General features: G+C 69.3%; 13 protein-coding genes and 1 rRNA gene. 11 read left to right on the top strand and 3 right to left on the bottom strand.

Going from position 1 to position 12,448, the window contains the following annotated elements; all coding sequences use genetic code 11:
• The 10 genes from rrf to ACIRQH_RS35360 all read left to right on the top strand — a co-directional run.
• A 5S ribosomal RNA gene (rrf, locus tag ACIRQH_RS35315) occupies positions 1-93 on the top strand; the annotation flags it as partial.
• A gap of 62 nt (positions 94-155) precedes the next feature.
• On the top strand, positions 156-800 hold the full coding sequence (locus ACIRQH_RS35320; protein WP_358822336.1) for an HAD family hydrolase: 645 nt from the start codon (positions 156-158) through the stop codon (positions 798-800).
• 146 nt (positions 801-946) lie between these two features.
• Positions 947-1,690, top strand: a complete 744-nt coding sequence (locus tag ACIRQH_RS35325) for a VC0807 family protein (RefSeq protein ID WP_388874523.1) — start codon at positions 947-949, stop codon at positions 1,688-1,690.
• 83 nt (positions 1,691-1,773) lie between these two features.
• Positions 1,774-3,003, top strand: a complete 1,230-nt coding sequence (locus ACIRQH_RS35330; protein ID WP_404229105.1) for an MFS transporter — start codon at positions 1,774-1,776, stop codon at positions 3,001-3,003.
• Positions 2,954-4,126: an acetoin utilization protein AcuC gene (locus ACIRQH_RS35335; RefSeq protein WP_388874527.1), complete on the top strand. Its 1,173-nt coding sequence runs from the start codon at positions 2,954-2,956 to the stop codon at positions 4,124-4,126. The genes ACIRQH_RS35330 and ACIRQH_RS35335 overlap by 50 nt, the downstream gene beginning before the upstream one ends.
• Before the next feature lie 112 nt (positions 4,127-4,238).
• Entirely contained in the window at positions 4,239-5,054 is an 816-nt protein-coding gene (locus ACIRQH_RS35340; protein WP_388874530.1) for a phosphatase, read from the top strand.
• 129 nt (positions 5,055-5,183) lie between these two features.
• Positions 5,184-5,393: a helix-turn-helix domain-containing protein gene (locus ACIRQH_RS35345; RefSeq protein WP_093781815.1), complete on the top strand. Its 210-nt coding sequence runs from the start codon at positions 5,184-5,186 to the stop codon at positions 5,391-5,393.
• Between the two features lie 141 nt (positions 5,394-5,534).
• Positions 5,535-5,633, top strand: coding sequence for a 30S ribosomal protein bS22 (locus ACIRQH_RS35350; protein ID WP_003948845.1), 99 nt, complete (start codon positions 5,535-5,537; stop codon positions 5,631-5,633).
• A 382-nt stretch (positions 5,634-6,015) separates the two neighbouring features.
• Positions 6,016-7,074 (top strand): NAD-dependent epimerase/dehydratase family protein, encoded by a 1,059-nt coding sequence (locus tag ACIRQH_RS35355; protein WP_358822340.1) that lies wholly within the window; start codon positions 6,016-6,018, stop codon positions 7,072-7,074.
• A gap of 14 nt (positions 7,075-7,088) precedes the next feature.
• On the top strand, positions 7,089-8,141 hold the full coding sequence (locus ACIRQH_RS35360) for a lysophospholipid acyltransferase family protein (protein ID WP_358822341.1): 1,053 nt from the start codon (positions 7,089-7,091) through the stop codon (positions 8,139-8,141).
• Positions 8,142-8,258: 117 nt separating this feature from the next.
• Here ACIRQH_RS35360 and ACIRQH_RS35365 read toward each other — a convergent pair whose 3' ends face one another.
• From ACIRQH_RS35365 to ACIRQH_RS35375, 3 genes are all read right to left on the bottom strand, one after another.
• Complete coding sequence (locus ACIRQH_RS35365) at positions 8,259-9,497, bottom strand: DUF5667 domain-containing protein (RefSeq protein WP_404229110.1); 1,239 nt, start codon at positions 9,495-9,497, stop codon at positions 8,259-8,261.
• Between the two features lie 254 nt (positions 9,498-9,751).
• Positions 9,752-10,522, bottom strand: a complete 771-nt coding sequence (locus tag ACIRQH_RS35370; RefSeq protein ID WP_355880726.1) for an ECF subfamily RNA polymerase sigma factor, BldN family — start codon at positions 10,520-10,522, stop codon at positions 9,752-9,754.
• Between the two features lie 429 nt (positions 10,523-10,951).
• Positions 10,952-11,884: an HAD-IB family hydrolase gene (locus tag ACIRQH_RS35375; protein ID WP_358822343.1), complete on the bottom strand. Its 933-nt coding sequence runs from the start codon at positions 11,882-11,884 to the stop codon at positions 10,952-10,954.
• Positions 11,885-12,069: 185 nt separating this feature from the next.
• Between ACIRQH_RS35375 and ACIRQH_RS35380 the strand changes: the two genes are divergently transcribed.
• The gene (locus ACIRQH_RS35380) at positions 12,070-12,369 is read left to right on the top strand and encodes a glutaredoxin family protein (RefSeq protein WP_358822344.1); all 300 of its coding nucleotides are present in this window, start codon (positions 12,070-12,072) and stop codon (positions 12,367-12,369) included.
• Positions 12,370-12,448 lie beyond the last annotated feature (79 nt).

Raw genomic sequence — 12,448 nt, forward strand, 5'->3', positions numbered from 1 at the left:
ACGCCCGGTTACATTCCGAACCCGGAAGCTAAGCCTCACAGCGCCGATGGTACTGCAGGGGGGACCCTGTGGGAGAGTAGGACGCCGCCGAACTATTTTTGAGAAAACCCCCTTGCCATTCGGCAAGGGGGTTTTCTGCGTTTAGGGTCTTTTCCATGCGCTACGACCTGGTCATCTTCGACAATGACGGCGTCCTCGTGGACAGTGAGCCGATCTCCAACACCCTGCTGGCCGCCCACCTCACCGAGCTGGGGCATCCCACCTCGTACGAGGAGTCCCTGCGCGACTACATGGGTGCCGCCATGCACCGCGTCCACGACATCGTCCTGGAGCGGAGCGGACAGCGTCTGCCGGACGACTTCGACGACGTGTTCCACGCGCGGGTCTTCGCCGCCTTCGAGCGCGAGCTGAAGCCCGTTCCCGGTGCCGTGCAGGTCGTGGAGAAGCTGGCGGCCGACGGGGTGCCGTACTGCGTGGCCTCGTCCGGGAGTCACGAGCGGATCCGGGTCGGGCACCGGACGACCGGACTCGACCGGTGGTTCGACGAGGGGCGGATCTTCAGCTCCCAGGACGTGGGCCGGGGCAAGCCGGCGCCGGACCTGTTCCTCCACGCCGCCGAGCGCATGGGCGTACCTCCGGAGAAGTGCGTGGTCGTCGAGGACAGTGCGCTCGGGGTGAGGGCGGCCAACGCGGCCGGTATGGACGTGTACGGGTTCACCGCCATGACACCCGCCGACCGGCTGGCCGGAGCGACCGAACTCTTCGGTGACATGCGGGACTTGGCTGACCTGCTGGTATGACGGCCCGTATGACGGCCTCCAGGGAGCTCCGCTGACATTTGTCATGCGGAGCACCGGACGATCGTTTCTGTCGGGGGAGAGGGTCCGACCGCGAAGCTGAGTACATCGGAACGGGACGTACACAGTGACGACGGAGGGACCCGATCATGAGCATCACCGCCAGCGAGATCAGCGCCGGATCGACCGACTACGCCGCCCCGGCGGTCATCGTGCCGGCCAAGGACATCGCCCCGGAGGCCGCTGGTCCCCGGCCGAGTTTCCTGCCGCTGATCGTGGACGTCGTGGTGCCCGTCGGGTCGTACTACCTGCTCAAGAACGGGTTCGGGATGGGCACCGTCGCGGCGCTCGGTTGGAGCAGCGTGGTGCCGGCCGTGCGGACCGTGTGGGGTGTGGTGAAGGAGCGCCGGGTGAACGCGCTCGCCGGGCTGATCCTGTTCGTCAACGTGGTCGGGCTCTCGCTCAGCCTCGTCGCCGGGGACCCGCGGCTCATGATGGCGAAGGACAGTGGTGCCAGCAGTGCGGTCGGCATCGGTGTCCTGCTGTCCGTGAAGTGGGGGCGGCCGATGATGACGCAGGGGATGAAGCCGTTCCTGGTGAAAGGGGACGCGGCGCGGGCCGCGGCCTGGGACCGGCTGGCGGCCGGTTCGGAGCCGTTCCGGAAGGCCGAGCGGACGTTCTCGCTCGTGTGGGGTGTGGTGCTGCTCGGCGAGTGTGTCGCGCGGGTGGTCGGGGTGTACACGCTGCCCATCGACACGATGGTCTGGCTCGGCACGGTCGTCATGGTCGCCTCGATGACCCTCGCCTTCCTGGTCAGCGGGCGCTTCGCGGTCGTCCCGATGGAGAAGATGCTGGAGCGAGAGCTCGCCGCCGGGGCCGGGTCGGACCGCTGAGGGACCTTCGGCCGAAGAGCTGAGCAGAATTCATCTTCGGCTTGATCTACCCACCGGTAAGCCGGGGCCCTACGCTCGCCGCCATGACAGATGTGCTGCGGCGCGGTAGGGCCTCTTTGGCGTTCAGTTTCTTCGCTCAGGGCGCCGCCTTCGCGCTGCTCGTGACGCGCATCCCGGCCATCCAGGACCGTTACGGGATCTCCGACGGGCTGTTGCCGGTATTCCTGGCCGCCGTTCCCGTGCTGGCCGGAGTCGGCAGCGTCACCACCGAGCAGTTGGTGAAGCGCATACCCCCCAGCCGCGTCCTGCGGTGGTCGCAGCCGGTCGTGCTGCTGGCCCTGCTGGGCGTCGGCGCCGGTGACCGACTCGTCGAAGTGGCGGTCTCCCTCGCTGCCTTCGGGCTCGCGGTCGGCGCGCTCGATGCCTCGATGAACATGCTCGGGGTGAGCCTCCAGCGGTCGTACGGGCGCAGCATCATGCTCGGTTTCCACGCCACGTACAGCCTGGGCGGGATCGTGGGTGCCTCGCTGGCGTGGGTCGGGGCGCACTGGCACCAGTCGCTGTTCATGTCGTATCTGCCGGTGGTGCTGGTGCTGTTGCCGCTCACGCTGGTGGGGAGCCGGTGGTACGTCGACGGGGGCGCGGTCGCCGTCGAGGGGAAGGACCGGGCGGCCGAGGGCGGTGCCGGCGCGGGACCGCTGGTCTTCCGGCTGCTGCTGCCGCTCTGCCTGGTGATGACGTTCGCGTACATCGGGGACTCGACGGTCTCCAACTGGAGCGCGAAGTACCTCCAGGACGTGCTGGGCAGTTCCGAGCAGCTGTCGACCGTTCCGTACAACGTCTACATGGTGATGACGCTGGTCGGGCGGGCTGTCGGGGACTTCGGGGTGCGGCGGTTCGGAGCGGTGGCGGTGGTGCGGCTGGGTGCCGTGATCGCCGCGCTCGGGTTCGGGGTGGTGGCGGTGGCGCCGGGGCCCTGGGTGGGCATGCTCGGGTTCACGCTGCTGGGTCTCGGGCTGTGTGTGATCGTGCCGCAGACCTTCGCGGCCGCGGGGCGGCTCTTCCCGGGAGCCTCGGACGCGGCGATCGCGCGGCTGAACATCTTCAACTACGTCGGGTTCCTGATCGGGTCGCCGTTGGTGGGGGCGTTGGGTGACGCCTGGAACTACCGCGGCGCCATGCTCGTACCGATGGTCCTGGTGCTCGCGACCTTGGGGTACGCCCGGTCGTTCGCTTCTGAACCGGACCGATACGGTGACGTGCATGAGCGGCCGCGCACAGCTGATGTGGGACGAGGCAGTAACGGGATATGACTTCGGGCCGGACCATCCGATGGATCCGGTCCGGCTCGCCCTGACCCGGAGTCTCGTCGACGCCTTCGGGATCGACCGGGACGTCGCCGTCGTCGCGGCGAAGCCCGCAGGGCAGTCGACGCTGCGGCTGGTGCACCGCGAGGACTACGTGGACGCGGTCAGGGCCGCGTCCGCGGATCCGGAGGCGGCCGACTCCGCGTACGGGCTGGGGACGATGGACGATCCCGCGTTCGCCGGGATGCACGAGGTGTCCGCGTTGATCGCGGGGCAGTCGGTGGGGGCCGCCGAGGCGGTGTGGCGTGGTGAGGCGCTGCACGCGGTGAACTTCGCCGGCGGGCTGCATCACGCGATGCCCGGTGCCGCGTCCGGTTTCTGCATCTACAACGACGCCGCGCTCGCTGTCGCCCGGTTGCTGGAGCTCGGCGCCGAGCGGGTCGCGTACGTGGACGTCGACGTGCACCACGGTGACGGTGTCCAGGCGGCGTTCTGGGAGGACCCGCGTGTTCTGACGATCTCGTTGCACGAGCATCCGCGGACGCTGTTCCCGCAGACGGGGTGGCCGGAGGAGACCGGCGCGGACGACGCCGAGGGTTCGGCCGTGAACGTCGCGCTGCCGGCGGGGACCGGGGACGCGGGCTGGCTGCGCGCCTTCCACGCCGTGGTTCCCGAGTTGCTCGCGGACTTCCGGCCGCAGGTCCTGGTGACGCAGCACGGCGCGGACACCCACTTCGAGGATCCCCTCGCGCACCTCGCCGTCTCGCTCGACGCGCAGCGGGCGGTGCAGGTCGCCTGTCACGACCTGGCGCACCGGTACGCGGACGGGCGCTGGGTGGCGCTGGGCGGCGGCGGGTACGCGGTGGTGGACGTCGTACCGCGGTCGTGGACGCATCTCGTGGCGATCGCCGCGGGGCGGCCGGTCGAGCCGGAGACGGTGATCCCGGAGGGCTGGCGCCAGGAAGTCTTCGCCCGGACCCGGCAGTTGGCGCCGATGCGGATGACGGACGGGCGGTGGCCGGTGTCCTGGAAGGACTGGGAGTCGGGGTACGACCCGGCGGACCGCCTCGACCAGGCGATCGTGGCGACGCGGCGGGCCGCGTTCCCGTTGCGGGGTCTGCTGCCGTAGGCCCCGCGCGGGAAACTGACGTGGAGGCGTCGCGGAGGGGCATTAGACCAACTGTGGGGCATTTTCCGTGTTTTGGGCGTTCGATCTTCGGTGATGCGTCAGCATCGCTGGCGTGTTGAGCACCGGAGCTTTGCGTGCACATCTGCTGGCCGCCCGGCTGGCCGGGCCTGTGGCCACCTCGCGCGAGGAGAGCTTGCGCAGTTATCGGCTCTTCGCGGCCCGTGACCCCCGTGTGCTGCTCGGGCTCGACCCCGAGTGGACCTGGGGGCAGCGGGAGCTGATCGAACTGATGGCGGACAAGTGTGGGGTTTCGGCCGACCCCTCGCACGTTTCGGGGCATGATGTGATCGACCCGGAGCGGACTCTGGCGGCTCTCGACGCTTTCGCGGAGCGGCTCGCTCGGGCGGCCCGTCATCGTCACCCTGTGCTCCTGGGCACGGGTCATCCGCACCGGCTGATCGCCTTCTACGCCGCGATCGCGGACGCCTTGTCGTCGGCTGGATGTACCGTCCTCACCCCGGCGCAGGGTAGCTCTGTCGACATAACGACCCGGTTCGGTCTACGCACCTACAACCTCGACTACGTACAAGGCGTCGCGTTGGTACGCGAACCCGGGCCGTCGGCCGCCGGTCGCACGACCGGCGCGCACAGCCATTCCCCGCTGCCGGTTCGGACGGTTCTGGCGGCCGCGGCGGCGTCCGGAGAGCCCCTCCCGGAGCTTGTCATCGGGGACCACGGATGGGTCTGCGGAGCAGGTCAGCTGGGGTTCGAGGCCATCGGGCTCGCTGATACGGACGATCCCGCGCTCTTCGTCGGAGAGGCGGAGGGGCGGGTGGCCGTCGTCGTTCCGCTTGATGACGCTGTGCGGTCTGATTACTACCGACCGCTTACTCGCTATGTACTCAATCGAGCGTGTCTGTCACAGTAGGCGGCCGATCGCATCCCCTCTTCCCCACTCGCATCACACGCCCCTACATTGGGGAGTGAGCACGCAACGACGAAGAGTCACCGGAAGGGGAAGCCGGTGACCGTCGAGTGCGGAAGGTTCGGGTGTGTCATGGCTGCAGGCGAGAGGCCTCTGAACGAGGTTCAGTTCCTTACCGTGGCGGAAGTCGCCTCGGTGATGCGAGTGTCGAAGATGACCGTGTACCGCTTGGTGCACAGCGGTCATCTGCCGGCGATCCGGGTGGGGAGGTCCTTCCGGGTTCCGGAGCAAGCGGTTCACGAATACCTCCGCGAGAGCTATGTGGGGGTGGAGACCGCCTGACCGATGTTCCGGGAGACCTCCGTGATCTCCCGGAACACCTCGATTACGACCTCAGCGTTCGGACGGGTAGGCTGGCCCCTCATAGGTCGTGTGGGCCCATGCAGCCCAGCACCGAGTAAAGAGAAGTGAGCGAGGGTAGTCGTGGGCTCTGTTATCAAGAAGCGGCGCAAGCGGATGGCGAAGAAGAAGCACCGCAAGCTGCTCAAGCGCACTCGCGTTCAGCGTCGCAACAAGAAGTAGGCGACGCCGCGGAAACGCGCGCGTACTGTGGCCCCCCGCCAGCAGGTGGGGGGCCACAGGCATGTCCGGCTCCGGGAGGGTCACCCGCACGGAGCGGCCCCCGGGATTCGGCTGCGCCACCCGGGAGTTCGCGTCGGCATCCGCGAACGCCGCCCGACGGGAACCTCCCGAAAGGCGACTCGGACGTCGAACGGTCTCCCGCGCTTTCGCGCGTACGCCTGTGGGCCGAATGGCTTGGTCTGGTCGTACGTCTGCGGCTGTCGTGACTTCATGCATCGGGCGGTCATCACAGCGCAACATCGACCCGCTAGGTTGGCGGCACACGGGGAACGCGGCAGGTACGAGTGAAGCTACGTCCAGATCTGGAAGGAAGGCGCTGATCTTGGGGAAGGTCGTGCTCGTGACCGGAGTGGCCCGACAGCTGGGGGGCCGGTTCGTACGACGGATCCAGCGTGACCCGCGGGTGGACCGGGTGATCGCCGTCGACGCCGTGCCGCCCGAGCACCACATCGGCGGCGCCGACTTCGTGCAGGCGGACATCAGACAGCCCGCGATCGCGCGGGTGCTCGCCGAGCACTCCGTCGACACGGTCGTGCACATGGACGTGACGGGCACGCCGCTGGGCTCCGGCAGCCGGACCTCGGTCAAGGAGACCAACGTCATCGGCACCATGCAGCTCCTCGGCGCCTGCCAGAAATCCCCGACGGTCAAGCGGCTCGTCGTGAAGTCCAGTACGAACGTCTACGGTTCGGCGCCCCGCGACCCCGCCGTCTTCACCGAGACCACCTCGCCCAAGTCCCTGCCCAGCGGCGGCTTCGCGAAGGACACGGTCGAGGTCGAGGGGTACGTGCGCGGCTTCGCCCGCCGCAGGCCCGACGTCGCCGTGTGCGTGCTGCGCTTCGCCAACATCCTCGGCCCGAGCGCGGACTCGCCGCTCGCCTCGTACTTCTCGCTGCCCGTGCTGCCGACCGTGTTCGGCTACGACCCGCGGCTCCAGTTCGTGCACGAGAACGACGTCATCGAGCTGTTGCTGCTCGCCTCGGACGAACCGCGGCGGGGCACGCTCAACAGTGGCACGTTCAACATCGCCGGCGACGGTGTCCTGCTGCTCTCGCAGTGCGCGCGGCGCCTCGGCCGCCCCACGGTCCCGCTGCTGCTGCCCGCGCTCAGCTGGGCCGGCACGGCCGTGCGTACCCTGGGCGTGACGGACTTCTCGCCGGAGCAGCTGCGGCTGCTGACGCACGGCAGGGTGGTCGCGACGCACCAGATGCGCGAAACCCTGGGCTATCACCCGAAGTACACGACGGCGGAGACCTTCGCGGACTTCGCCCACAGCCGGGGACCCGGACTCCTGCCCCCGGAGGCCCTCGCGGGGGCCGTGGACCGGATCGCCGCACTGCCTCTCCTGGGCGGCGGCCACCCGACGCAGAGCGCCAACTGAGGAGCGCATCAACGATGGCGGACGCCAAGGTCATTCCGTTCGACGACGACCGGTCGCGCGGGGCCGCCGCGCAACGCCCGCCGCGGCGCCGGGCCCATGGGACCCGGCGCAGGGGCGAGCCGACGGCGGTCCGGGAGGTCCAGCCCCTGCCGGGACGGGCCGTCCCGCAGGATGATGTTCCCGTGACGCACGACGAACAGCCGCCTCAGCAGCCCCAGCAGGGCGGTGCCGGCCTGGAGCAGCGCATCGCGGGAGGCCTCGCCTTCCTGCGGCGCCGGCTCACGGGCGACTACGAGATCGACGACTTCGGGTTCGACGAGGAGCTGACCGACCAGGTCCTCATGTCGCTGATCCGGCCGTTGTACGAGAAGTACTTCCGTGTCGACGTGAAGGGCATCGAGAACATCCCGTCCGAGGGCGGCGCCCTGATCGTCGCCAACCACTCGGGCACGCTGCCGCTGGACGGCCTGATGATGCAGGTCGCCGTCCACGACAACCACCCCGCCGACCGACACCTCCGGCTCCTCGCCGCCGACCTCGTCTTCATGCTGCCGGTCGTCAACGAGCTGGCCCGCAAGGCCGGTCACACGCTCGCGTGCGCCGAGGACGCCGAACGGCTCCTGGAGCGCGGGGAACTGGTCGGTGTGATGCCGGAGGGCTTCAAGGGCATCGGCAAGCCGTTCAGCGAGCGCTACAAGCTCCAGCGGTTCGGCCGGGGCGGCTTCGTCTCGACCGCGCTGCGCCAGGGCACCCCGATCATTCCGTGCTCGATCGTCGGCGCGGAGGAGATCTACCCGATGATCGGCAACGCGAAGACGCTCGCTCGGCTGCTCGGCTTCCCGTACTTCCCGGTCACGCCGACGTTCCCGTGGCTCGGTCCGCTCGGCGCGGTGCCGCTGCCGACGAAGTGGACGATCCAGTTCGGCGAGCCGATCCTGACGGACGGCTATCCGCCGGAGGCGGCCGAGGACCCGATGCTGATGTTCAACCTGACCGACCAGGTCAGGGAGCAGATCCAGCACACCCTGTACAAGCTGCTGGTGCAGCGCAGGTCCGTGTTCTTCTGATCATGCAGTTACGGTTCTGCTGATGATGCCCTGATATGCCCACGGGCTTTCGGCGGTACGGCGATGGGGCACCCTTCCTGAGAAGGGTGCCCCATCGCCGTACACGGAGTGCCTGGGTCAGCTGCTGTCCTCGGTGTCGATGCCGAGGCCCGGCAGCAGGCCGGGGAGCAGGGGAGGCAGGGTGACGTCCGGCTTGCTCGTCGCACTGCTGCCGCTGCTGCTGGACGGCGAGGAACTGGTGTCGTCCTTGGGCGGGTCGAGCAGGCCGCCGGTGTTGCCGCCGAGAAGGCCGTCGTCGCTCTCGCTGCCCGAGCTGGAGGGCTTCGGCTTGCCGCTGCTGCCGCCGCCGTGGCTGCCCTTCGCGGAACCGCTGGTGGCGCTGGGCTCCGGTGCGTCGGTGCCGGGGGAGTCGGTGGACTCCTCGCTCCTGCCGCGGTGACGCCCGGTGCCCTCGGGGGCGGGGGTCGTGGGCAGCAGTGAGCGGAGCGGGCCGACCTCTTCGTCTATGGCGTCGAAGACGGACGACACCTGGTCGCTGACGTCACCGAGCTGCACGGGCAGTCGGTCGCGCAGCGCGCCCCAGGCCTCGCGGTGCGACCGGGAGAAGGCGGACAGGGCCTGGATGGGGCCGAGTGAGCCGTCCCGTTCGTACGCCTCGTGCAGCAGGCGGTGGCCTTCGGAGGCGTCGTGCTGCATGCCGGACAGGGCGCGGCGGACCTCGCCCAGGGACTCGTGGTCGAGCTGTCCGGACCGGCCGCGCTCCATCAGCCGGCGTGCCTCGCTCAGGCGGTTCGAGGCCTGGTCGAGATAGAGCTCGCCCCGGTCGCTGTCACCCTGGGCCAGGCCCAGCTTGATGTCCTCCACGCCTCGCTTGAGCCCGTAGAGCGAATCGCCGGGCAGGGCGTCGGAGCTCGCGGCGGCTACACCGCCGAGGGCTCCGGCGGCCACGCCGATGCTGAGCCCGCCCGCGGCGAGCCCCTTGGTCAGCCGCGACCTGGGGCGCAGCTTCCCCAGTCCGGTCGCCCGGTGCGCGCCCTTGGCCCGATGGGACCGCTGCTCGGGCACGGCACGGTCCAAACCCTCGCCTCCGGCGGCGGTGCCTTCCAGCAGCATGGCCTCCATCGCGGCGACGAGCTGGGCTCGCTGCACGACCTTGACCTCGGGATCCAGCTCCGGTTTGGGCAGCTCGCCGAGACCCGTGGCAAGAGCCGTCAACGGCTCTTGCCCGGTTCGTTCCGCAGCAGCCCGTGACGGTGCAGACCCATCGGGCTGCTCGGCCGCCGTGCCCTGGTCGGACTGCTCCAGAGCCTGGGCGAAGGCGTCCGCCCGCCGGTGTGCCGATACGTTCGCGATCACTGGCGGCACCTCCTCTCGTCATGACGGTCGACTCCCCAGGGGGTCCTGAGGGTTGCACCCCTTGGCCATATCCACACGATCGGGTGATCGGCGATGGCCAAGGCGTGACCACAGGGAGCCTGTATCCCGCACAACGAGCGTCGCGGCACTTGGGTTACGGACGACGGATGATCGGACCGCGAAGTCAACGGACTCTTACGGACGGTGAGTTGGTCGTCGCCGAATGTGTCGGACCACCGTGGCTCGCAGCGGGCTCAGCGGACGTCGTCCGGCAGGAGTCGGGCCAGCGTACGGACGGCCCGGTACTGGAGGGTCTTGATGGCACCCTCGTTCTTCCCCATCACCCGGGCGGTCTCGGCGACCGAGAGCCCCTGGAGGAAGCGGAGTGTCACGCACTCCTGCTGCTGCGGGTTCAGTCGTTTCACGGCGTCCAGCAGCGCCGCGTTCGACAGGGACTCCAGGACGGAGTCCTCGGGGGAGCGCTCGACCTCGTTGGCGTCGAGCATCTCGCCGGTGGTGATCTCCAGCCGGAAGCGGCTGGACTTGAAGTGGTCGGCGACCAGGTTGCGGGCGATGGTCACCAGCCAGGCGCCGAAGTCCCGGCCCTGCCAGGTGAAGGTGCCGATCCGGCGCAGTGCCCGCAGGAAGGTCTCACTGGTGAGGTCCTCGGCAGTCGCCTTACCTCCCACCCGGTAGTAGATGTAGCGGTACACGGTGTCGCTGTACTGGTCGTAGAGCCGCCCGAAGGCGTCGGCCTCGCCGGCCTGAGCGCGCTCCACGAGATCCATCATCCGGGCGCTGTCGCTGTCCGCGGCCGGACGTCGTGCGGTGGTGGCCGAGCCTGAGCGGCCCCGTCTGCCGACCGTGGCGTTGCCGTCGGCCAGGGCATAGCAAGGGCCGACAGGCGTGGCGACGGCGAAGGCGGGGACGGCATACGCGGTGGGGACGAAGCCGCGCAGACGGTCGAGGACCGTTGCGCGCAGCGTAGCCAGGCCAGAGGCGTCAACCCCGACGTGTGAGTACACGGGACTCCCAGAGGCAGAGCTTCCATCACGTGCAGTGCGGGACCTTTCACCCGTCGTGGCGACGGAGGGGTACCGGTTTGCGTCTGAGGAGAATAACGCTTCGTACAGGCAGCGCTACACCGAGTTGCTCAAATCATCGATTACGTCGCTTCTGAGGCCTATCGGTGCCCGTTCAAGTACCGCTCGGTGATCAGTTGTTGATCGAATCAGTTCGCGTTCCGTCTGAGTGCAGGGCGTGTTGTGCCCGCCTGTGATGGGCGTGACTGGGCTGCCCACGGCGTGGGTAGGAGTGCTGACTGGCCGTCGCGGCAGGGGGCCCCGCCCAGGTCCGGACAGGTTTTCGCCCCGGCGGCCCTGCCCGCCCCGTACCGGGGGCTCCGCCCCGTACCCCGCTCCTCGAACGGAGGAGGGGCTCGAAACGCCGAGTGGTCAGCGGCGGCGGCGGTGGAGGGCGATGGCCGCCGCTGTGCCGCCGGCGACCGCGCCGACACCGGCCGCGGCCGGGATGCCGACCTTCGCGGCCTTGCGCGCCGTGCGGTAGTCCCGCAGGCGCCAGTCGAAGTCCCGCGCGTGCCTGCGCAGTTTCGCGTCGGGATTGATCGCGTACGGATGTCCGACGAGCGAGAGCATCGGGATGTCGTTGTGCGAGTCGCTGTAGGCCGCGCAGCGCGAGAGGTCCAGGCCCTCGGCGGTGGCGAGCGCCCGGACGGCCTCGGCCTTCGCCGGTCCGTGCAGCGGTTCGCCCACCAGCTTGCCGGTGTAGACGCCGCCCACCGACTCGGCGACCGTGCCGAGCGCGCCCGTGAGGCCGAGGCGTCGTGCGATCACCGTGGCGATCTCCACCGGGGCCGCCGTGACGAGCCAGACCTTCTGTCCCGCGTCCAGGTGGGCCTGGGCGAGGGCGCGGGTGCCGGGCCAGATCCGCTCGGCCATGTACTCGTCGTAGATCTCCTCGCCGATGGACATCAGCTCGGCGACCCGGTGGCCCTTGACGATCGACAGCGCGGAGTCGCGCGCCTCCTGCATGTGCTCGGGGTCCTCGACACCGGCCAGCCGGAACCACGCCTGCTGCCAGGCGAACTTGGCGAGGTCGCGGGTCTCGAAGAACTTCCGCTTGTAGAGGCCCCGCCCGAAGTGGAAGAGGGCGGCGCCCTGCATCACGGTGTTGTCGAGGTCGAAGAACGCGGCGGCCCTGTCGTCGCCGAGCACCGGGAACTCCGGTTCCTCCACGGCGTCCGGTGGCGCCAGTTCTTCCAGTTCCTGCGAGGACTTGCGGGCTGCCTCCGCAGAGGCCTCGCCTGCCAACACGCTCCGCGCGGTGGCGGAGCGCCTACGGGGAGTGAGCCATCCGAGAGCGGCCATGTCGTGAGCATAGCCAGTCTGTTCGGTGGTTCCGGAGTCGAGAGGATTCCACGCTGTGAACTCTCCGCGACCGAGCCGTTAAAGAAGTGGTCCCGTCCGTCGGCGTGGCGGCGCGTCGTCCCCGGTGGAGTCCGCTTGTCACATAAAGCGCGGAGGGGGCCCGTGGGCGCGCCGGGGGCGGGAGAATGGCGCGTATGAGCCCCATGTTCCGGCGCAGCGACCGCCGTACGGAGAGGAAGGCGCCCGAGGATCGCCTGGTCACGCTGATCAGGAAGCCCGGGTGTCATCTGTGTGATGACGCACAGGAAGTGATCGAGAAGGTCTGTGCCGACCTCGGGGTCCCGTGGGAGAAGAAGGACATCACCGAGGACGAGGAACTGCACCGTCAGTACTGGGAGCAGATCCCGGTGGTGCTGGTGGACGGCGCCCAGCACACGTTCTGGCGCGTGAACGAGGAGCGCCTGCGCAAAGCCCTCGCACAGTGAGTTCTGTGCGGGGCAGGCCCGCCCCGCTCGCGTTGTGCCCCGACTTGTGACCTGACCGAGTAGTCCAAGTGGCAGGGAA

The organism is Streptomyces sp. NPDC102279, assembly GCF_044766365.1.
Lineage (GTDB): Bacteria > Actinomycetota > Actinomycetes > Streptomycetales > Streptomycetaceae > Streptomyces.

Excerpts from the sequence above, each read along its gene's own strand:
- ACIRQH_RS35320 (WP_358822336.1), top strand. The coding sequence starts at position 156 with ATGCGCTACGACCTGGTCATCTTCGACAATGACGGCGTCCTCGTGGAC.
- ACIRQH_RS35325 (WP_388874523.1), top strand. The coding sequence starts at position 947 with ATGAGCATCACCGCCAGCGAGATCAGCGCCGGATCGACCGACTACGCC.
- ACIRQH_RS35330 (WP_404229105.1), top strand. The coding sequence starts at position 1,774 with ATGACAGATGTGCTGCGGCGCGGTAGGGCCTCTTTGGCGTTCAGTTTC.
- ACIRQH_RS35335 (WP_388874527.1), top strand. The coding sequence starts at position 2,954 with ATGAGCGGCCGCGCACAGCTGATGTGGGACGAGGCAGTAACGGGATAT.
- ACIRQH_RS35345 (WP_093781815.1), top strand. The coding sequence starts at position 5,184 with ATGGCTGCAGGCGAGAGGCCTCTGAACGAGGTTCAGTTCCTTACCGTG.
- ACIRQH_RS35360 (WP_358822341.1), top strand. The coding sequence starts at position 7,089 with ATGGCGGACGCCAAGGTCATTCCGTTCGACGACGACCGGTCGCGCGGG.
- ACIRQH_RS35375 (WP_358822343.1), bottom strand. The coding sequence starts at position 11,884 with ATGGCCGCTCTCGGATGGCTCACTCCCCGTAGGCGCTCCGCCACCGCG.
- ACIRQH_RS35380 (WP_358822344.1), top strand. The coding sequence starts at position 12,070 with ATGGCGCGTATGAGCCCCATGTTCCGGCGCAGCGACCGCCGTACGGAG.